General features: G+C 60.2%; 23 protein-coding genes. 16 read left to right on the forward strand and 7 right to left on the reverse strand.

What is annotated here, in order from left to right:
• Window positions 1-42: 42 nt before the first annotated feature.
• Entirely contained in the window at window positions 43-321 is a 279-nt protein-coding gene (locus U862_RS0104685; protein ID WP_007967709.1) for a hypothetical protein, read from the reverse strand.
• 194 nt (window positions 322-515) lie between these two features.
• Here U862_RS0104685 and U862_RS0104690 point away from each other — a divergent pair, with 194 nt between their 5' ends.
• Window positions 516-722: a hypothetical protein gene (locus U862_RS0104690; RefSeq protein ID WP_025109323.1), complete on the forward strand. Its 207-nt coding sequence runs from the start codon at window positions 516-518 to the stop codon at window positions 720-722.
• Window positions 723-915: 193 nt separating this feature from the next.
• On the opposite strand, the gene U862_RS0104695 is transcribed toward U862_RS0104690, so the two are convergent.
• Complete coding sequence (locus tag U862_RS0104695; RefSeq protein WP_025109324.1) at window positions 916-1,500, reverse strand: YajG family lipoprotein; 585 nt, start codon at window positions 1,498-1,500, stop codon at window positions 916-918.
• 205 nt (window positions 1,501-1,705) lie between these two features.
• On the opposite strand from U862_RS0104695, the gene U862_RS0104700 reads away from it, so the two are divergent.
• Window positions 1,706-1,939: a hypothetical protein gene (locus U862_RS0104700; RefSeq protein ID WP_025109325.1), complete on the forward strand. Its 234-nt coding sequence runs from the start codon at window positions 1,706-1,708 to the stop codon at window positions 1,937-1,939.
• Window positions 1,940-2,649: 710 nt separating this feature from the next.
• Window positions 2,650-4,158 (forward strand): malate dehydrogenase (quinone), encoded by a 1,509-nt coding sequence (gene mqo, locus U862_RS0104705; RefSeq protein WP_025109326.1) that lies wholly within the window; start codon window positions 2,650-2,652, stop codon window positions 4,156-4,158.
• A 233-nt stretch (window positions 4,159-4,391) separates the two neighbouring features.
• Here mqo and U862_RS0104710 read toward each other — a convergent pair whose 3' ends face one another.
• The 3 genes from U862_RS0104710 to U862_RS0104720 form a co-directional block, all read right to left on the reverse strand.
• Complete coding sequence (locus U862_RS0104710) at window positions 4,392-4,679, reverse strand: PA4642 family protein (protein WP_025109327.1); 288 nt, start codon at window positions 4,677-4,679, stop codon at window positions 4,392-4,394.
• A 63-nt stretch (window positions 4,680-4,742) separates the two neighbouring features.
• Window positions 4,743-5,222, reverse strand: coding sequence for a hypothetical protein (locus tag U862_RS0104715; protein ID WP_025109328.1), 480 nt, complete (start codon window positions 5,220-5,222; stop codon window positions 4,743-4,745).
• A gap of 179 nt (window positions 5,223-5,401) precedes the next feature.
• Complete coding sequence (locus U862_RS0104720) at window positions 5,402-5,959, reverse strand: hypoxanthine-guanine phosphoribosyltransferase (protein WP_016987197.1); 558 nt, start codon at window positions 5,957-5,959, stop codon at window positions 5,402-5,404.
• A gap of 163 nt (window positions 5,960-6,122) precedes the next feature.
• On the opposite strand from U862_RS0104720, the gene upp reads away from it, so the two are divergent.
• On the forward strand, window positions 6,123-6,761 hold the full coding sequence (upp, locus tag U862_RS0104725) for a uracil phosphoribosyltransferase (protein WP_007912842.1): 639 nt from the start codon (window positions 6,123-6,125) through the stop codon (window positions 6,759-6,761).
• 2 nt (window positions 6,762-6,763) lie between these two features.
• Window positions 6,764-8,038 carry a uracil-xanthine permease family protein gene (locus U862_RS0104730; protein WP_025109329.1) on the forward strand — a complete coding sequence of 425 codons (1,275 nt, stop codon included), beginning with the start codon at window positions 6,764-6,766 and terminating at the stop codon, window positions 8,036-8,038.
• Window positions 8,039-8,145: 107 nt separating this feature from the next.
• Here U862_RS0104730 and hemH read toward each other — a convergent pair whose 3' ends face one another.
• Both hemH and U862_RS0104740 read right to left on the reverse strand, forming a co-directional pair.
• Entirely contained in the window at window positions 8,146-9,171 is a 1,026-nt protein-coding gene (hemH, locus tag U862_RS0104735) for a ferrochelatase (RefSeq protein WP_025109330.1), read from the reverse strand.
• Window positions 9,172-9,184: 13 nt separating this feature from the next.
• Window positions 9,185-10,087: a TIGR01777 family oxidoreductase gene (locus U862_RS0104740; RefSeq protein WP_025109331.1), complete on the reverse strand. Its 903-nt coding sequence runs from the start codon at window positions 10,085-10,087 to the stop codon at window positions 9,185-9,187.
• Between the two features lie 197 nt (window positions 10,088-10,284).
• Here U862_RS0104740 and U862_RS0104745 point away from each other — a divergent pair, with 197 nt between their 5' ends.
• From U862_RS0104745 to U862_RS0104795, 11 genes are all read left to right on the forward strand, one after another.
• The gene (locus U862_RS0104745) at window positions 10,285-11,271 is read left to right on the forward strand and encodes an NAD(P)/FAD-dependent oxidoreductase (RefSeq protein WP_025109332.1); all 987 of its coding nucleotides are present in this window, start codon (window positions 10,285-10,287) and stop codon (window positions 11,269-11,271) included.
• Complete coding sequence (locus U862_RS0104750) at window positions 11,268-11,483, forward strand: TIGR02450 family Trp-rich protein (protein ID WP_025109333.1); 216 nt, start codon at window positions 11,268-11,270, stop codon at window positions 11,481-11,483. The genes U862_RS0104745 and U862_RS0104750 overlap by 4 nt, the downstream gene beginning before the upstream one ends.
• Window positions 11,484-11,704: 221 nt before the next feature.
• The gene (locus U862_RS0104755) at window positions 11,705-12,667 is read left to right on the forward strand and encodes a DUF523 and DUF1722 domain-containing protein (protein WP_025109334.1); all 963 of its coding nucleotides are present in this window, start codon (window positions 11,705-11,707) and stop codon (window positions 12,665-12,667) included.
• The gene (locus U862_RS0104760) at window positions 12,667-13,608 is read left to right on the forward strand and encodes a MerR family transcriptional regulator (protein ID WP_025109335.1); all 942 of its coding nucleotides are present in this window, start codon (window positions 12,667-12,669) and stop codon (window positions 13,606-13,608) included. Before U862_RS0104755 ends, U862_RS0104760 begins: the two co-directional genes overlap by 1 nt.
• A gap of 11 nt (window positions 13,609-13,619) precedes the next feature.
• On the forward strand, window positions 13,620-15,065 hold the full coding sequence (phrB, locus tag U862_RS0104765; protein WP_025109336.1) for a deoxyribodipyrimidine photo-lyase: 1,446 nt from the start codon (window positions 13,620-13,622) through the stop codon (window positions 15,063-15,065).
• A complete protein-coding gene (locus U862_RS0104770) occupies window positions 15,058-15,480 on the forward strand; it encodes a nuclear transport factor 2 family protein (protein WP_025109337.1) in 423 nt (140 codons plus the stop codon). Before phrB ends, U862_RS0104770 begins: the two co-directional genes overlap by 8 nt.
• A complete protein-coding gene (locus U862_RS0104775) occupies window positions 15,477-16,259 on the forward strand; it encodes an SDR family oxidoreductase (RefSeq protein WP_025109338.1) in 783 nt (260 codons plus the stop codon). The genes U862_RS0104770 and U862_RS0104775 overlap by 4 nt, the downstream gene beginning before the upstream one ends.
• Complete coding sequence (locus U862_RS0104780; protein ID WP_025109339.1) at window positions 16,256-17,503, forward strand: NAD(P)/FAD-dependent oxidoreductase; 1,248 nt, start codon at window positions 16,256-16,258, stop codon at window positions 17,501-17,503. The genes U862_RS0104775 and U862_RS0104780 overlap by 4 nt, the downstream gene beginning before the upstream one ends.
• Complete coding sequence (locus U862_RS0104785) at window positions 17,500-18,315, forward strand: DUF1365 domain-containing protein (RefSeq protein WP_025109340.1); 816 nt, start codon at window positions 17,500-17,502, stop codon at window positions 18,313-18,315. The genes U862_RS0104780 and U862_RS0104785 overlap by 4 nt, the downstream gene beginning before the upstream one ends.
• Window positions 18,302-19,567: a cyclopropane-fatty-acyl-phospholipid synthase family protein gene (locus U862_RS0104790; RefSeq protein WP_025109341.1), complete on the forward strand. Its 1,266-nt coding sequence runs from the start codon at window positions 18,302-18,304 to the stop codon at window positions 19,565-19,567. The genes U862_RS0104785 and U862_RS0104790 overlap by 14 nt, the downstream gene beginning before the upstream one ends.
• Window positions 19,560-20,051 (forward strand): DUF2878 domain-containing protein, encoded by a 492-nt coding sequence (locus U862_RS0104795; protein WP_025109342.1) that lies wholly within the window; start codon window positions 19,560-19,562, stop codon window positions 20,049-20,051. The genes U862_RS0104790 and U862_RS0104795 overlap by 8 nt, the downstream gene beginning before the upstream one ends.
• Window positions 20,052-20,105 lie beyond the last annotated feature (54 nt).

Raw genomic sequence — 20,105 nt, forward strand, 5'->3', positions numbered from 1 at the left:
GCGAGGCGATTTATCCCCTCGCCACAGGGTTTTGCATTCGCTTCAGAAGCGCGTGCTGATCCAGGAGACGATCAGGGCCAGGCCGAGGCAGGCAAAACCAAAACGGTAGAAGAACCGGTTCATGCGCAACGTCGCCCAATCCAGAATCGGCTCGGCGTTCGGTTGGGCCTGACGTTGAGCGGCGATGCTGGCCATGGCGCGTTGTTCCCGGCGGCGGGTCGCGTGCAGCAGCCAACTGCCCGGGAAGGCCAGTGCCAGCGCCAGCAGGTTGATCAATTTGGCGGGATGGGCGGTAAACAGCGTCATCAAGTGCAGCGACATCACAGACCTCGGAACTGAATCGGTGTGGCAGACGCCCGTTCGACGACTGCGGCGCGGATTCTACCGAAACCCTCCTGCACTACCCTAGCCTTTGCGACAAATAACCTGACAATCGACCGATGGCTGTCCTGTGTCACTGCTTCGTCATTTGGATCGGCCACCATGCGCGCCTCGAAACACACATGGAACGCGACATGCTTCACGCAGAAAACCAGGATCGCCTGTACCTCATCACCCCGACCGACGAACAACAGAGCCTCGTCGGCAGCCTCGCCTTCAATGTTCAGGATCGTCATTGGCTGGTGTATTGCGCCCTCGGTGGGCATCAGCATGCGGATTTGCCGGAGGCTGATCTGCTGACGGGTGTGAGTGTTCTCGACTTCTATTCACAAGCCGCCTGAACAACCCAAATCCCCTTGTGGGAGCGGGTTTGCTCGCGAAGGCGTCGTGTTATTCAACACTGATTTCGACTGGCCCACCGCCTTCGCGAGCAAGCCCACTCCCACAGAGGAATTGTGCAGATTCGAACTCTGTGTCCGCAAAAAAGCCCGGGGCCATTGCTGGCACCGGGCTTTTTTACAGCTGCCGAAAAGCTTATTCGGCGAGGATCTGACCCACGGTCGGGTCCTTGAACAGACGGGTCAAGGCGTCGCTCAACACGTCGCTGACCAGCTTGGTGTTGGTTTCCTGGTTAGGCGCCATGCCGAAACGCTGGTCCAGCGAAGCACCGTAACGGCCGCTGTAACGACGGTTGCCGCTCTGCACGTCGGAACGGAAGGTCGCGCCGATGGTAGCTTCGGTCACGTACATGCCTTCTTTGGGCGACTGGTACTTCAGCTCGGTCAGGGTCACGGTCAGCTGCGGCGCGTTCATCGCGTTGCTGGTCGGGGTGAAGCCGAGCAGACGCACGGCGGCTTCAGCCTGAGCCTGCAACTTGGGCAGGATCTGCTCGCGCTGCACGGTGATGGCGCTGGTTTCCGGGTACAGGCCGCCACGGGTGCCGAGGGTTGGCGACGGACGACCGTCAACCACGCGCACCACCACTTGCTGGCCATGACCGACCGGCGCCAGCTGCGTGGTCAGCTTCGGTTCCGGGCTCAGTTGTTGCGGGCTGTGGGCGCAGCCAACCAGAGTCAAACTGGTCACAGTGATCAAACCGAACAACAGGCGTTGCAACATGCTCTTTTCTCCAGAATCAGGCACAAACAGGCCGGCAGTATAGCGGTGGGCCACTGTGGGTCACCAGCACTCGACAGTGAATACTCAAATGTCTGACACAGCCTTGGGAAAGCGGTTCCTGTCACAGATTATTCACCGCCCATACACCTTGACGTCACGGCCCTTTGACAACCTTCAAAGCAGCCCTCCAACAAGGTACTCGACCATGCGTTATCTGATCTCGTTGTTCGCCCCGCGTCCGTTGCACCGCAGCTTCGCCCTGCTCGACCGTAACGGCCACTGCCAGGCATTCAAGCAGTGCAGCCTGCAGCCAATGGGCGACGGCTGGGTGGAAATCGAAGAAATCCGCCTCAACTGGTTGCATCAGCCATTGCCCGCCAGCGCCCGCGTCATGGCGTCGCAGCCCCGCGCACGGGTGCAGGCGATGTTGAGCATCTGACCGGATGCCTAATAAAAGTCATTAAACACGAGCAACTGCCCGCATTTCTTCGATACAATCTCCCCCCGATTATAAGGACGTCTCCTGATCGGGCCCCGCAACAGCGTCAATGCGCTTGCATCGACATCAAAATCGCCCACAGAGAGCCGCCCACACAGATCGAGTGAAGTTGGCGCGCTTGCCTGTTCTTCCGGCAAAAACCCCCGCTTTTCGCGAATCTGCAGAGCTGTCATGACGCTCGGCCACCGCGTTGTTTTGCCCTTGCGGGCAGGGTGCCAGGCCTGGACAGCCCTTTTTTGAGGTTCACGTCTTCAAAAGAGCGTGAAAAAAACGGGTTTTCACAACTTCACAAGAGTGTGGCGAGCAAATGAAAAGTTTTGCGTCTGAACATGCACCATTAGCGTCTGAAACAGCCCAACGACACGGGACCGGGTATACCTCGAATATCGGAGCCTGAAGCCTGTCCGCTACGGATTTGGTTGCACAAAAACGGATGTCTCGACCATAAGTCGAATTGCCAGCCGCGTGCTGAAATGAGTTCATGGAGCTCTTGAAGCCAGGCCGCACGCATCCGTCGAAGTTGCGAAAAATTGCGAAGATTCGGACATGGCGAACCTGGCCATGGGTATCTGGGGCGCAACTGACCTGCCCCGTCACTCCCTGGCAGCCATGCCGACAATTTGGTGCTGCAGATTTTGGAGACGCGTTAAATGGCGCATAACGAAGCAGTCGATGTAGTTCTGGTTGGGGCCGGCATCATGAGTGCCACCCTGGCAGTACTGCTCAAAGAGCTCGACCCGGCGATCAAGCTGGAAGTCGTCGAGTTGATGGATTCCGGTGCGGCGGAGAGTTCCAACCCGTGGAACAACGCCGGTACCGGCCACGCCGGCCTGTGCGAGCTGAACTACACGCCGCAAGCGGCCGACGGCAGCGTCGACATAAAGAAAGCCGTGCACATCAACACCCAGTTCGAAGTGTCCAAGCAGTTCTGGTCATACCTGACGAAGAAAGGCACCTTTGGCTCGTGCAAATCCTTCATCAGCCCGGTGCCGCACCTGAGCTTCGTACAGGGTGACAAAGGCGTTTCCTTCCTCAAGGAACGCTTTGACGTGCTGCACAAGCATCACGCGTTCTCCGATATGGAGTACACCGAAGACAAGGCCAAAATGGCCGAGTGGATGCCGCTGATGATGCCGGGCCGCTCGCCGGATGAAGTGCTGGCCGCCACCCGCGTGATGAACGGCACCGACGTCAACTTCGGCGCCCTGACCAATCAGTTGCTCAAGCACCTGACCAGCGCTCCCGACACCCAGGTCAAATACTGCAAGCGCGTGACCGGCCTCAAGCGTAACGGCGCCGGCTGGACCGTCAGCATCAAGGACGTCAACAGCGGCAGCAGCCGTGAAGTCGATGCCAAGTTTGTTTTCCTCGGCGCTGGCGGTGCGGCGCTGCCGTTGCTGCAGGCTTCGGGCATCGAAGAAAGCAAAGGCTTCGGCGGCTTCCCGATCAGCGGCCAGTGGCTGCGTTGCGACAACCCGGAAGTGGTCAAACAGCACCAGGCCAAGGTTTACAGCCAGGCCGCAGTGGGTTCGCCACCGATGTCGGTGCCACACCTGGACACCCGCGTGGTCGACGGCAAGAAATCCCTGCTGTTCGGACCATACGCCGGTTTCACCACCAAGTTCCTCAAGCACGGCTCCTTCATGGACCTGCCGATGTCGGTGCGCGCCGGCAACATCGGGCCGATGCTGGCCGTGGCGAAAAACAACATGGACCTGACCAAGTACCTGGTCAGCGAAGTGATGCAATCGATGGAGCAGCGCCTGGATTCCCTGCGCCGCTTTTACCCGCAGGCGAAAGCCGAAGACTGGCGTCTGGAAGTGGCCGGTCAACGGGTTCAGATCATCAAGAAAGATCCGAAAAAGGGTGGCATCCTGCAATTCGGCACCGAACTGGTGTCGGCCAAGGACGGTTCCCTCGCCGCCCTGCTCGGCGCTTCGCCAGGTGCTTCGGTGACGGTTTCGATCATGCTGGAACTGATCGAGAAATGCTTCCCGGCCAAGGCCAAGGGTGAATGGGCTGCCAAACTGGCCGAGATCTTCCCGGCCCGCGAGAAAGTCCTGGAGACCGATGCTGCGCTGTATCGCAAGATCAACACGCAGAACAACATCGCGCTGGAACTGGTTGAAGAAAGCAGTGAGACCCCAAGCTTCGCTTGATCACGCCGCATGAAAAACGCCCCGTACTCAGTGAGTGCGGGGCGTTTTTTTTAGTCAGCCACAACATCCATGGTGTGAGTTACATCGCTTTCGCGAGCAAGCCCGCTCCCACATTTTGATCTCTGTTGCCACACATCTTGTGTACACAGGAGATCCACCGTGGGAGCGGGCTTGCTCGCGAAGGGCTCAGAACCAATACCAGCCTATCCGGCAAAAATCTGTTGAGCCAACGGTCAGGTGCGGGACTTTTCGATCAGCTCGATGTAGTCCGGCGCATTGCGCTGATCCGCGATCAGGTCAACGAAGGTCTTGCCCTGCTCGTCTTTGCCATCAACGTCATAACCGGCCTCGACGAAGAAGCCCAGAAAGCGCTCGAAGTCGTCGATGCGCAGGCCACGGTAAGCCTTGATCAGTTTGTGCAGCGACGGCGAAGTGGCGTCGACCGGCTCAAAATCGAGGAACAGCTTGATCTGCTCATCGCCGATCTCGTCACCAATCACCTGTTTCTTATCTTTACGCATTGCCGACTCCAGCTCGCAGACATTACACGGGGCGGGCAGTTTACCCCTGCCCGGGCGCCCGGCTCAACGCGATCGAACGGCCCCGGTGTGCAAATCGGCCCAGATATGGCCGTTGGCGTAACCGAGGAACTGCACATACACCGTGTCGTTGCGCAGCAGATCGATCACCACCCGATACTGGGCCAGCGGGTAATACAGCGTCAGGGTTTTGCGCTTGTCGTCGTACACCGGTTTTTTCAGGCTTTTGCTTTCGCCATCGAAGTTGAGCAGGACCTGCGTAATAGTCGCGCCCTTGTTCAGGGACTTGCCCTTGAGGCGGATCATCAGCGGCGAAGTGACCGGGATCGGTTGCTGATTGGACTGGCGCTGTGCGCCGACCACCACGGAATAATCGGTGACTTGCAGCAATTGTTGCTGTTCCGGTTCAGCATCGCGCAGGGTCAGGTCGTCCGGCGGCAGGAATTGGCTATGCATCGGCGCGGCGGCCAGCGGCAGGCTGAGGGTCAGCAAGAGGGCGGCAAAGCTGCGGGTCAGAAGGCGCATGACTGGCTCCGGAGGGCGGGGCCGAGCACTCTAGCATGGGTATCGCGGATGGATCAGTACACACAAAACAACTGTGGGAGCGAGCCTGCTCGCGAAAGCGGTGTGTCAGCTTTCAATGATGCTGACTGACACGACGTCTTCGCGAGCAGGCTCGCTCCCACAGGGGATACTGCGGGCTCTTACATGCCTTTAACGGCAAAGATCCCGTTGGCGTTGCGCCAGTAGCCTTTGTAGTCCATGCCGTAACCGAAGATGTAACGGTCAATGCACGGCAGGCCGACGAAGTCTGCTTTCAGATCAGGACGCGCCTTGCGGTCGTGATCCTTGTCGATCAGCACAGCGGTGTGCACCTTGCGCGCGCCAGCGTGTTTGCAGAAGTCGATGATTGCGCCCAGGGTGTGACCTTCGTCGAGGATGTCGTCGATGATCAGCACGTCACGGTCGATGAACGAAACTTCCGGTTTGGCCTTCCAGAACAGGTCGCCGCCGCTGGTTTCATTGCGATAACGCGTGGCGTGCAGGTAGGAAGCTTCCAGCGGGAACTGCAGGTGAGTCAGCAGCTTGCCGGAGAAGATCAGGCCGCCGTTCATCACGCAGAACACCACCGGGTTGCTGTCAGCCAGTTGTTCGTTGATTTGTGCACCGACACGGGCGATGGCCGCCTCGACTTCAGATTCGGTGTACAGGCAGTCAGCCTCTCGCATGATTTGACGGATATGCTCGAGATCAGCGGACATGGCGCTCTCCAGGGGGTGGCGGAATTGGAAAAGCGGGCAAAGGTACGCATCCATCGAGGCCGAATCAAGCCTTTATGGACTAACGTACTGTATGTCCTATAGGACATCACCCTCGGATAGATTAATCTAGGCCGGTTTTTTTGCCTGCCGCCGGAGTTTTTCCATGCCCATCCTCGAGATCCGCCATCCGCTGATCCGCCATAAACTCGGCCTGATGCGCCGCGCTGACATCAGCACCAAGAATTTCCGTGAGCTTGCTCAGGAAGTCGGCGCCCTGTTGACCTATGAAGCTACAAAAGATTTGCCGCTGGAGTCCTACGATATTGCAGGCTGGTGCGGCACCGTGTCGGTCGAGAAAATCGCCGGCAAGAAGATCACCGTCGTGCCGATCCTGCGCGCCGGTATCGGCATGCTCGAAGGCGTGCTGAGCCTGATCCCGGGTGCCAAGGTTTCCGCTGTGGGCGTTGCCCGCAACGAAGAGACCCTGCAAGCGCACACCTATCTGGAGAAACTGGTTCCAGAAATCGACGAACGGCTGGCGATGATCATCGACCCGATGCTCGCCACCGGCAGCTCGATGGTTGCGACCATCGACCTGCTGAAAAAGGCTGGCTGCAAGGATATCCGCGCGATGGTGCTGGTTGCCGCGCCGGAAGGTATTGCTGCAGTAGAAAAAGCTCACCCGGACGTGACCATCTATACCGCGTCCATCGATGAGCGCTTGAACGAGCACGGCTACATCATTCCTGGGCTTGGCGACGCGGGTGACAAGATCTTCGGCACCAAGCAGAAGGACGCGTAACCATGCAGCAAGAGTTCAACGATCCGCTCTGGCGTACGGTGTTGTCCGGCGCCCAGATGCTGTTCGTGGCTTTCGGCGCTCTGGTGCTGATGCCGCTGATCACGGGCCTGGACCCGAACGTGGCACTGTTCACCGCAGGTCTGGGAACGATCCTGTTCCAGATCGTCACCGGGCGTCAGGTGCCGGTGTTCCTCGCGTCGAGCTTCGCTTTCATCACCCCGATCATTCTCGCCAAGGGCCAGTTCGGCCTCGCCGCGACCATGGGCGGCGTGATGGCAGCCGGTTTCGTCTACACCTTCCTGGGCCTGGCTGTGAAGATCAAGGGCACAGGCTTCATTGACCGTCTGTTGCCGCCCGTGGTGATTGGCCCGGTGATCATTTCCATCGGCCTGGCCATGGCGCCGATTGCCGCGAACATGGCGATGGGCAAAGCTGGCGACGGTTCCGAACTGATCCACTACCAGACCGCGATGATGATCTCGATGCCGGCGCTGCTGACCACGTTGATCGTGGCAGTGTTCGGCAAAGGCATCTTCCGTCTGGTGCCGATCATTTCCGGCGTGCTGGTCGGTTTCGCCATGTCGTTCTATTTCGGCGTGGTCGATACCGCGAAGATTGCCGCTGCGCCATGGTTTGCGATTCCGCACTTCACCGCGCCGGAGTTCAACTGGCAGGCGATTCTGTTCATTGTTCCGGTGGCGTTGGCTCCGGCCATCGAGCACATCGGCGGCGTGATCGCCGTGGGCAGCGTGACCGGTCGCGATTACCTGAAGAAGCCAGGCCTGCACCGCACCCTGCTCGGTGACGGTATCGCCACCACCGCAGCCGGCCTGTTCGGCGGACCGCCAAACACCACCTACGCCGAAGTGACTGGCGCGGTGATGCTGACCAAGAACTACAACCCGAAAATCATGACCTGGGCGGCGATCTTCGCCATCACCCTGGCGTTCATCGGCAAGTTCGGCGCGCTGCTGCAAAGCATTCCAGTGCCGGTGATGGGCGGGATTCTGTGCCTGTTGTTCGGCTCGATCGCGGCGGTGGGGATGAACACCCTGATCCGTCACAAGATCGACCTGGGCGAGGCGCGCAATCTGGTGATCGTTTCGGTGACGCTGGTATTCGGTATCGGCGGTGTACTGGTCGGCACCGGCACTGGCCCGGACGACTTCGGCCTCAAAGGCATCGCGCTGTGCGCGGTGGTGGCGATTGCGCTGAACCTGATTCTGCCGGGTAACGATGGCTGGAAGAACAAGAAGGCGGATGAACCGCTGATCTAAGGTTTTAGATCCTTGTTGTCTGACAGATAGCATTCGCGAGCAAGCCCGCTCCCACCCGGATCACGTTGTACCGGTGGGAGCGGGCTTGCTCGCGAAGCTTTTGACTTTTAAAGGGCCAACGGCGCTCGTTCACACAAGGTGGCCAATGCCTTCGCCCATTGCGGGTCGTCATTCAGGCACGGCACCAGCACCAACTCCTCGCCCCCTGCTTCGCGAAACTGTTCCTTGCCGCGATCACCGATCTCTTCCAGTGTCTCGATGCAATCGGCGACAAACGCCGGGCACATCACCAGAATCTTCTTCACCCCGTTTTTTGCCAGCTCATCGAGCCGCGCTTCGGTGTAGGGTTCGATCCACTTGGCTCGCCCCAGCCGCGACTGAAACGACACCGACCATTTGCCATCGGCAACGCCCGCGCGCTTGGCGAACTCGGCTGCCGTGCGCAAACACTGGGCGCGATAACAGGTGGCGAGGACTGCCGGCGAAGCATTCTTGCAGCAGTCCGCGTTTTTGAGGCAGTGCTTGCCGGTCGGATCGAGCTTGGTCAGGTGCCGCTCGGGCAAACCGTGGAAGCTCAGCAGCAAATGATCGTAGTCCTGCTGCAAATGCGGTTTCGCACTCGCAACCAAGGCATCGAGGTATTCCGGCTGATCGTAAAACGGTTGCAGGATCGAGAGTTTCACATCGAGTTTATGCTCGCGGATCACCCGCTTGGCCTCTTCGATCACCGTGGTGGTGGTGCTGTCGGCGAACTGTGGATAAAGCGGCGCCAGGGTAATGCGCTTGTGCCCCGCAGCCACCAACTGCAGCAACTTCGTTGCAATCGACGGTTCGCCATAACGCATCGCCAGTTCCACCGGACCATGGGACCACTGCGAGGTCATCTGTTGTTGCAGGCGACGGCTGAGCACCACCAGTGGCGAGCCCTCCTCCCACCAGATCGAGGCGTAGGCATGAGCAGATTGCTCGGGACGCTTGATCAGGATCAGCGACACCAACAGACGCCGCACCGGCCACGGCAGGTCGATCACATACGGGTCCATCAGAAATTGATTGAGGTAGCTGCGTACATCGGCCACCGAGGTGGAGGCCGGGGAACCCAGGTTGACCAGAAGCAAGGCGTGATCGGTCATGCATCGTCCTATTTCAAAGGCGGCCGGAGAGCTCATCCAGGGCCGCGCGCAAATCCGTGAACTGGAAAGTGAAACCCGCTTCCAGCAAGCGTGCCGGCATGGCCCGTTGGCCACCCAGCAACAACAATGACATTTCGCCAAGCCCGACTTTCAGCGCCAGGGCCGGCATCGGCATGAATGCCGGGCGGTGCAACACACTGCCCAATGTCTTGGCAAACTCGCGATTGCGCACCGGTTTCGGTGCGCAGGCATTATAAGGACCGCTCGCCTGATTGCGGTGCAGAAGAAAATCAATCAGGCCGATTTGGTCTTCAATGTGTATCCACGGCATCCACTGCCGGCCATTGCCCAACGGCCCGCCCAGCCCGAGTTTGTACGGCAGCAACAGCCGCGACAAAAAGCCGCCCTCGGCCGACAGCACCAGCCCGGTTCGCACCAGCACCACACGAATGCCCTGTGCTTCGGCACGTTGCGCGGTCTCCTCCCAGGCGATGCACAACTGGCTGGCGAAATCGTCGATCACCGGCGGCGAATCTTCTGTCAGCTCACGTTCACCGCCGTCGCCGTACCAGCCGACTGCCGAGCCAGAGATCAGCAGCTGCGGTTTCTGCTCGCGTGTTTCCAGCCAGGCCAGCAGCGTTTCGGTCAGGGTGATGCGGCTGCTCCACAACAACGCCTTGCGCCGGTGGGTCCATGGCCGATCAGCAATCGGCGCACCAGCCAGGTTGATGATCGCGTCCAGCGGCTCGTTACCGAGATCTTCCAGACGCGCAATCCCACGCACCTGCGCACCACAGATTTTCGCGACTGTTTCCGGGCGCCGACTCCACACCGTCAACTGGTGCCCCTGCCCTGACCAATAGCGACAGAGCTGACGACCTATCAAACCAGTACCGCCGGTCAGCAATATGCGCATGACATCTTCCTCGCGTGGCGTTTTACCCGGATCACTAGTCTATTTTTATAAGCAGGGATCTTTTCTATCGGGCAGGCTCTATTGTTTAACAATAGGCCAAGCTGTCAGAACGAGAACGCTAGAAGTTATACCAAAAAACAAAATTGTACAGGTTTCAATCACGGCGTAGTCTGTACAGAAAGGTAAACGAGGCCCCTATGACTGTACCTATCGCAATCATCGGCACCGGCATCGCCGGACTCTCCGCCGCGCAGGCGCTGACAGAGACCGGACATACCGTCCAGCTCTTCGACAAAAGCCGCGGCAGCGGCGGACGCATGTCGAGCAAACGCAGCGACGCCGGTTCTCTGGACATGGGCGCGCAATATTTCACGGCCCGCGACCGACGCTTCGTCACCGAGGTGCAACGCTGGCAAAGCCTGGGTTGGGTCGCCGAATGGCAACCGCAGCTCTACACCTATCAGGGCGGGCAACTGAACCTGTCGCCGGACGAGCAGACCCGCTGGGTCGGCACGCCGCGCATGAGCGCCATTACCCGTGGTTTGCTCAACGGCCTGGAAGTGCATTTCGCCTGCCGCATCACTGAAGTCTTTCGCGGTGAAGAACATTGGCATCTGCAGGACGCGGAAGGTTTCACTCACGGCCCCTTCAGCCATGTCGTGATCGCCACCCCGGCACCGCAAGCCACCGCCTTGCTGGCCGCCGCACCGAAACTCGCCGGCGCCGCAGCCGGGGTGAAGATGGACCCGACCTGGGCCGTCGCCCTCGCCTTCGATACGCCGCTGGATACCCCGATCGAAGGTTGCTTTGTGCAGGACAGCCCCCTCGACTGGCTGGCACGCAACCGCAGCAAACCGGGACGCGATACCACCTGCGACACTTGGGTGCTGCACGCCAGCAGTGCCTGGAGCCGGCAGCATATCGACCTGCCCAAGGAAGCGGTGATCGAGCAACTGCACGGTGCTTTTGCCGAACTGCTGCACAGCGCCATGCCCGCCCCGACCTTCAGCCTCGCCCACCGCTGGCTCTATGCACGGCCTGCCACCGGCCACGAATGGGGCACATTGGCCGATGCCGATCTGGGCCTGTATGCCTGCGGCGACTGGTGCCTGTCAGGGCGCGTCGAAGGGGCCTGGCTCAGCGGTCAGGAAGCCGCGCGCCGCTTGCACGAGAACCTGCAGTGAACCGCATCAATCCGCAAAAACTGCTGCTGTCTAAGTGGACAGCAGCCCACCCGCAAAATCGTGAGAAGCACTTTCTGGTGACCGAACTGATCCGCGACGAGGACGGCACGGTGCTGGAGATCGAATTGCAGGCGGTGCTCACGCAGCGCGCCGAGCGCCTCGATTGGCAGACGCTGAAGAACAACGATCACTGGCTACTGGGCTGGAAATAGACCCCCCATTCCCTCATGGGAGCGGGCTTGTGGCGAAAGCGGTGAGTCAGTCACATCAATCCAGCCGACCTGACGCCTTCGCGAGCAAGCCCGCTCCCACGGCCAATAATGTAAACCCGGAAAAACTTATACAAATGAGTTGACTTGTACACGTACGAATCTATGCTGATTGAAAGTTGTACAGAAATAACAACCTGTACAGGAATAGATTCGAGGTGTGCATGTCCGACCTTACTGTCTCCCGGCCAAAAATCGCCATCAGCGCCTGCCTGATGGGCGCCGAAGTGCGCTACAACGGTGGGCACAAGGAATCGCGGCTGTGCAGCCGCACCCTTGTCGAGTATTTCGAGTTCGTCCCGGTGTGCCCCGAAGTCGCCATTGGCCTGGGCATTCCTCGCGAGCCGATCAGGCTGGTGGGGAATCCGGACACCCCCGAAGCCATCGGCACCGTCAACCCGCACATCAATGTCACCGAACCGCTGGCCGCCTACGGCAAGCGAATGGCTGGCGAACTTGATGGCATCTGCGGCTACATTTTCATGCAGCAATCGCCCTCGTGCGGTCTGGAACGGGTCAAGGTCTATCACGCCAACGGCGCACCGGTGAACGGCGGCGGCCGTGGTATTTATGCCCAGGCGTTCTGCGCGCAGCATCCGGACCTGCCGGTGGAAGAAGCCGGGCGCCTCAACGATCCGGTGCTGCGGGAAAACTTCATCACCCGCGTACTCGCCTACAGCGAATGGCAGCAAGTGCTGAAACAGGGTTTGAGCCGCCGCGCACTGACCGAATTCCACTCGCGCTACAAATACCTGCTGATGGCCCACAACCCGGAGCAGTACAAGGCCCTGGGCAAACTGTTGGGCAACATGGGCCAGACCGATCCGGTCGAACTCGGCCCGCGCTACTTCAGCGAATTGATGAGTGCGCTGAAGAAATGCGCCACCCGCCGCACCCACAGCAATGTCCTGCAGCACATCAGCGGTTATCTGAAACGGGCGATCAGCGCCGCCGACAAACAGGAAATGCAGCATGTCATCGGCCAGTACCGTCACGGCATCGTGCCGCTGGTGGTGCCGCTGACGTTGCTCAAACACCACTTTCGCCAACACCCGGATCCGTACATTGCGCAACAGGTCTACCTGCAGCCGCATCCGGAAAACCTCAGCCTGCGAAACGCCATCTGATGAACGACACACTCGACACCAGCGCCCAGGAAGACCTCGGCGCCGACTTCAAGAAAGCCCTCGACGAGGGTTGGCTGCCGATCCGCGAGGTCGCGCGGCAGACCGGCGTCAACGCAATCACCCTGCGCGCCTGGGAGCGCCGTTATGGGCTGATCGTGCCGCAACGCACGCCCAAGGGCCATCGCCTGTACTCCAGCGAGCATGTGCAACGGATCCTGACCATTCTCACCTGGCTCAACCGGGGCGTGGCGGTCAGTCAGGTCAAACCGCTGCTCGACACGCCGCAAGCCTTCACCGAAACGGTGGAGAACGACTGGCAACGCCTGCGTCACGCCCTGCTCAACGCCGTCACCCAGCTCAACGAACGTAACCTCGACGACAGCATCAACCAGGCCATGGCCCTGTATCCACCGCGCACCCTGTGCGAGCAATTGCTGCTGCCGCTGCTGGCCGAACTTGAACAGCGCTGGCAAGGCCAGTTCGGGGCGCAAATGGAGCGGGTGTTCTTTTATTCGTGGTTACGCAGCAAATTCGGCGCACGCATCTACCATAACAATCGGCAACTACACGCTGCGCCGCTGCTGTTGATCAATCACTCCGACCTGCCACTGGAACCGCACCTGTGGCTATGCGCGTGGCTGATCAGCAGTGCCGATTGCCCGGTGCAAGTGTTCGACTGGCCGCTACCGGCCGGAGAACTGGCGCTGGCGGTCGAGCATCTGCAAGCGCGTGGCGTACTGCTGTATTCGAGCAAGGCGATGAACCTGGCGCAGTTGCCAAAACTGCTGAATGGCGTCAGTGCTCCGAAAATGCTGGCCGGACCAACGGTATGCATCCACCAGACCGAGTTGTCCGTAATAACCCGTGAGATCGCTGATTTGTCCCTGGCCGAAGATCCGCTCTCGGCACATCAGGCACTCGTTCAGCGTGGGCTGATTTAATGGAAACCGCGATGCAATTGATCTGGCTGCGCAGCGACTTGCGCCAACATGACAACACCGCCCTCGCCGCCGCCGCAGCGCGCGGCCCGACGGTTGCCGTGTACCTGTTGAGCCCGCAGCAGTGGCGCGAGCATGACGACGCCGCGTGCAAGGTCGACTTCTGGCTGCGTAATCTGCGTGAACTGAGCGCACGCCTCGGTGAACTGAACATTGCGTTGCTGCTGCGCACGGCTGCTCATTGGGATCAGGCCCCGGCCGTGCTGCTCGAACTTTGCCGGCAACTGAACATCGAGGCCGTGCACGCCAACGAAGAATACGGCGTCCACGAAAGCCGTCGTGATGCGGCGGTGGCCCAGGCTCTGAACACCAAAGGCATCGCTTTTCACAGTTATCTTGACCAACTGTTGTTCAAACCCGGCACGGTACTGACCAAGACCGAGACTTACTTTCAGGTGTTCAGCCAGTTCCGCAAGGTGTGCTACGAGCGCCTGCATCGCTCGATGCCTGCGCTGGTAAAAGCACCCGGCAAACAGGCGCAGCTCAACATCGCCAGCGATCCGGTGCCTGATTCGATCGAAGGTTTTGCAACACCAAGTGGGTCATTGCGCGCCCTGTGGCCGGCCGGCGAACAGGAAGCCCGGCGCCGTCTCGATACCTTCGCCGACGCGCAAATCGACTACTACCAGAGCGAGCGCGACTTCCCGGCCAAGCCCGGCACCAGTCAACTTTCGGCTTATCTGGCCGCCGGGGTGATCTCGCCGCGCCAATGCCTGCACGCCGCCCTGCAAAGCAATCAAGGCGAGTTCGACAGCGGCAAGGTCGGCGCGGTGACCTGGATCAACGAGCTGCTGTGGCGCGAGTTCTATAAACACATTCTGGTCGGCTATCCCCGCGTCTCGCGCAACCGTGCGTTTCGCCCGGAAACCGAGGCCCTGGCCTGGCGCGATGCACCGGACGAACTCGCTGCCTGGCAAGAAGCACGCACCGGGTTGCCGATCATCGATGCGGCCATGCGCCAACTGCTGGAAACCGGCTGGATGCACAACCGCCTGCGGATGGTAGTGGCGATGTTCCTGACCAAAAACCTGCTGATCGACTGGCGCGAAGGCGAACGGTTTTTCATGCAGCACCTGATCGACGGCGACCTGGCGGCGAACAACGGCGGATGGCAGTGGAGCGCATCGACCGGCACCGATTCGGCGCCGTACTTCCGCATTTTCAACCCGCTGAGCCAATCGGAAAAATTCGACAGCGAAGGCCTGTTCATCAAGCACTGGCTGCCTGAGCTGGCCGATTTGAACAAAAAGCAAGTGCACAACCCGGCCAGTGCTGGCGGGCTGTTCGGCGTCGCGGATTATCCGTTGCCGATCGTCAATCTCGGGGCGTCGCGCGAACGGGCGCTGGCAGCCTTCAAGAACCTGCCGTCGCGCTCGTCCATGGGAGAGGGCCATGAGTGAATTTCTGCGCCGCTTCGCTCGCCAGTTTGCCGAATTGAACAAAGGCAACCTGCAACGTCTGGGCGAGCTGTACAGCGATGACATTCACTTCACCGACCCGTTGCACGAAGTCCAGGGGCTGGCGCAACTGCAGCATTACTTCAGCGAGCTGTACGCCAACGTCAACGAGCTGCGCTTTGACTTCCACGGCTTCGACCAGATCGGTGACTGTGAAGGCTACCTGCGCTGGGTCATGAGTTACCGCCACCCGCGCCTGGCGGGTGGCCGATTGATTCGCGTCGCCGGGTGTTCGCACCTGCTGTGGCGCGACAAGGTCTATCGCCACCGGGATTATTTCGATGCCGGGGCGATGCTGTATGAACATTTACCCGTATTGGGCCGGGTGATCGCCTGGCTGAAAAGGAGAATGGGATGAGTCGTACACCTCCACGGCGGTATTGGCTGACCGGTGCCAGCAGTGGCATCGGCGCAGCGCTGGCCGAAGAGATTCTGAAAAGCGGCGCGCATCTGGCCGTCAGCTCGCGCCAGTTGGCACCACTCAAGGTGTTGGCGCAACGCTATCCGGGGCAAGTGCTGATTGTGGCAGGCGACTTGACCAACAGTCAGGTCGTACGCGAGATCGGCCAGCAGATCGAACACGCCTGGGGCTCGCTCGATAGCGTGATCCTCAATGCCGGCACCTGTGAGTATGTTGATGCGCGGCAGTTCGACGCCTCGATCATCGAACATGTGGTGCGCACCAACCTGCTCGCCAGCAGCTATTGCATTGAAGCCGCCCTGCCATTGCTGCGCAAAGGCACCGCGCCCTATCTGATCGGCATGGCCAGCTCCGTCACCTATCTGCCGCTGCCTCGGGCCGAAGCCTACGGCGCGTCGAAAGCCGGGCTGCGCTACCTGTTTGAATCGCTGCGTATCGATCTGGCGGACGAAGGCATAGAAGTCACCATCATCAGCCCAGGCTTTGTCGAAACACCGCTGACGGCAAAGAACGATTTTCCGATGCCCCTCAGTTGGCCTGTGGATAAAGCAGCACGACACATCTTCGCCAAGCTCAAGGATCGTCCTCTGGAAATCGCCTTTCCGGCACTGTTCATGGCAGCACTGTGGCCACTGTCGAAGCTGCCGGCGCGCCTGCAACTGGCAATCGGCAAGCGCATGGTGCGCAGCAGCCCACCGTTGCGGGACCCAACATGAGAATCGCCATCGTCGGCAGCGGGATCGCGGGCCTGACCTGCGCCTACCTGCTCAATCGCCGACATGACGTCACGGTGTTCGAGGCCAGCGACTGGGTCGGCGGCCACACGCACACCGTGCAGGTGACCGTCGATGGACGCGAATACAACGTGGACACCGGTTTCATCGTGTTCAACGACTGGACTTACCCGAACTTCATTCGTTTGCTCAGCCAGCTCGGGGTGTCGTTCAAACCGACCGAAATGAGCTTCTCGGTGACCGACCCGGACACGGGGCTGGAATACAACGGCAACAACCTCAACAGCCTGTTTGCCCAGCGCCGCAACCTGCTCTCGCCGGGATTCTGGGGCATGTTGCGCGACATCCTGCGTTTCAATAAGGAAGCCCAGCGCGATCTTGCTGAACAACGGATCGCCGCCGACACCACGCTCGACGATTACCTCAAGGCCGGCGGTTACGGCGAACGCTTCATCCTGCATTACATCGTGCCGATGGGGTCGGCGATCTGGTCGATGCCGATGGCCGAGATGCTCAATTTTCCACTGCAGTTCTTCGTGCGTTTTTTCAAGAATCATGGGTTGTTGTCGGTCAGTGATCGCCCGCAATGGCAGGTGATCGAGGGCGGTTCAAGTGCCTATGTCGCGCCACTGACTGCAGCATTCAACGACAGGATCCGCCTCAGTTGCCCAGTGACCCGTATCGATCGCGACGAACACGGCGTGGTGATCCACAGCCCGGCCGGCATCGAACGCTTCGACAAAGTCGTGCTCGCCTGCCACAGCGACCAGGCCCTGCAACTGCTGGCCACTCCCAGCCACGAAGAACGGACGATCCTCGGCGCCCTGCCCTACGCCGATAACGAAGTGGTATTGCATACCGATACCCGCCTGTTGCCCTCACGCAAACTGGCCTGGGCCAGTTGGAACTACCGCTTGAGCGGTGCAGGCCATACGCATGCTGCTGTCACCTACGACATGAACATCCTGCAGGGAATGGCGAGCGACACCACGTTCTGCGTCAGTCTCAATCAGAGCGCCGGCATCAGTCCGTTCAAGGTGCTCGCCAAATACACTTACGCCCATCCACAATTCAGCCTCGCGGCGGTGGCGGCGCAAAACCGTTGGGCCGAACTGGACGGCCAGCAACACACCCATTACTGCGGCGCCTACTGGGCCAACGGCTTTCATGAAGACGGCGTGGTCAGCGCCTTGCGTGTGGCCGAGGCGTTCGGGGAAAGCTTATGAACAGCGCCCTGTACAGCGGCTGGATCGGCCACCGACGCTTTGCGCCCAGACGCCATGAGTTCCGTTACCGGATCGGTCTGCTGTACCTCGATCTGGCCGAACAGGACGCGGTGTTCGAGCTCTCGGCACTTGCCAATCGCAGCCGTTTTGCAGCGTTTTCGTTCCGGGAAACCGACTACCTGAAAACCTTCACCGGCAGCGGCATGCGCCTGATCGATGCGGTACGCCAGCAGGTCGGCGCCGCCCTCGGCCATGAACCACAAGGATCGGTCTGCCTGCTGACCCAACCACGCAGTTGGGGCCTGGCGTTCAACCCGGTGAGTTTCTTTTATTGCCACGAGGCCGATGGCCAACTGGCAGCGATTCTCTGTGAAGTGACCAACACGCCGTGGCGCGAGCGTTATCACTACGTGCTGCCGGCCCGTACTCCGGTCGATCTGCAGGACTTTCACCAGCACTTCGCCGTGGCCAAGGCCTTTCATGTCTCGCCGTTCCTGCCGCGTGATCTTGAGTACCGCATGAGTTTCAGCCCGGCAGCGCAAACCTTGGGTGTGCACATGGCCGACTGGCAGGGCGAACAGAAACTGTTCGACGCCACGCTGAACTTGCAGCGCGAGCCCCTCGACCGCCGCAGCCTGCACCGCTACTTGTGGCGCTTTCCGTGGATGACCGCGAAAACCTGCCTGGCGATTTATTGGCAAGCCCTGCGCCTGCTGCTCAAGCGTGCCCCGATTTTTGCTCATCAGGCTGCCGACGGCAGCTTTCAGATCGCCACTGCGCCTCCCAAGGAGCAACGCCATGAAATCCTCTAGCCTGTCAGTCAGTCGCCTCAATACCAACGGTTTGACCGGCTCGCTGCTGCGTCGCGGTGTGTTGCGCCAGTTGGGCCAGCTCAAACACGGCCAATTGCTGCTGATCGAGGACGGTGAGCAAACACTGTTCGGCACCCCGGGCAGTGCGTTGCTGGGCGAAATCCACATACAGGACCCGGCCGCCTGGGGCATGGTCGCCAGCAACGGTTCGATCGGTGCAGGCGAGGCGTTTATTCATGGCTATTGGAGTTCGCCTGACCTGACCGCCGTGGTGCGAGTGTTCGTCAGCAATCTTGACGTGCTGGACGCGATGGAGGGTGGACTGGCCCGCCTCGGTCGCCCCTTCGTGCAAGGCCTGCACTGGCTCAACCGCAACACGCGCAAGGGTTCGCAGAAAAACATCGCCGCGCACTACGATCTGGGCAACGATCTGTTCGAGCAGTTTCTCGACCCGACCATGATGTATTCGGCAGCGCAGTTCCTCACCCCCGAGGACAGTCTGGAACAGGCCCAACTGAACAAGCTGGAACGGATCTGCCAGAAACTCGCGCTCAAGCCCACCGACCACTTGCTGGAGATCGGCACAGGTTGGGGCAGCATGGCGCTCTACGCCGCGCAGCATTACGGTTGCCATGTCACCACCACGACACTGTCGAAAGAGCAGTACGCGTTTACCGCCCAGCGTATCGAGGCACTGGGATTACAGGATCGGGTAACGCTGCTGCTCAAGGACTACCGCGACCTCACCGGCGAATACGACAAACTGGTGTCGATCGAAATGATCGAAGCGGTCGGCCACCGCTTCCTGCCGACCTACTTCAAGCAATGCGCGCACCTGCTCAAGAGCAACGGCCTGATGCTGTTGCAGGCGATCACCATCCGCGAGCAGCGCTATGAACAGGCCCGGCGCGGTGTCGACTTCATCCAGCGCTACATCTTCCCCGGCGGCGCCCTGCCCTGTGTGCAGAAGATGCTCGAGATCGTCAGCCGCGACACCGACATGAACCTGCTGCACATGGAAGACTTCGGCCTGCATTACGCCCGCACCCTGCGCCTGTGGCACGAGAACTTTCGCCGCGCCCATGGGCGGTTGAGCGAGCTGGGCTACGACGATTACTTCCTCAGGCTCTGGGAGTTTTATCTGTGTTACTGCGAGGGCGGATTCCTGGAACGCACCATCGGCACGGCGCAACTGCTTCTGGCTAAACCTGCGGCGATGCCGGCGCCACTGCTCGGGCGCTTCGATGCTTGAGCGGCTATGCAACGCAGCGCTGTTCCAGATCGGTTGGCTGGCCTGCGTGCTCGGCGGCAATAGCCTGTGGTTGCTGCTGGCCCTGGCGGTGTTGGTGATCCATCTGGGCTGGATCAGCAGTTGGGCGGCGGAAGGTCGCCTGATCCTCAGCGTGGTGATTGTCGGCACCGCGGTGGACAGCGTATTGCGCGCAGCGGGGGTGTTCGATTTTCAGGATCCGGCACCGCTGATTCCGCTGTGGCTGATGCTGCTCTGGGCCTTGCTCGCCACCACGTTGCGCCACTGCCTGCAATGGAGCGCCCGGCCATGGTGGCTGGCCAGCGTACTCGGCGCAGTGGGTGGCGCCGTGTCCTATTACGGCGGCGGACATTTGGCCGGGGTGCAATTTCCCTATGGTGAACTGCCGACCCTGATCGGCATCGCTCTGCTGTGGTCACTGCTGTTTCCGTTGCTGCATGCCATGGCGCGACGTCTGAGCCATTGAGCCCGATCCATTGAGCGTCTGTCAGGCCTTTCACACAGTCACCGGCCACTGCCT

The sequence above is a fragment of the Pseudomonas sp. H1h genome (assembly GCF_000633255.1).
Classification (GTDB): Bacteria; Pseudomonadota; Gammaproteobacteria; order Pseudomonadales; family Pseudomonadaceae; genus Aquipseudomonas.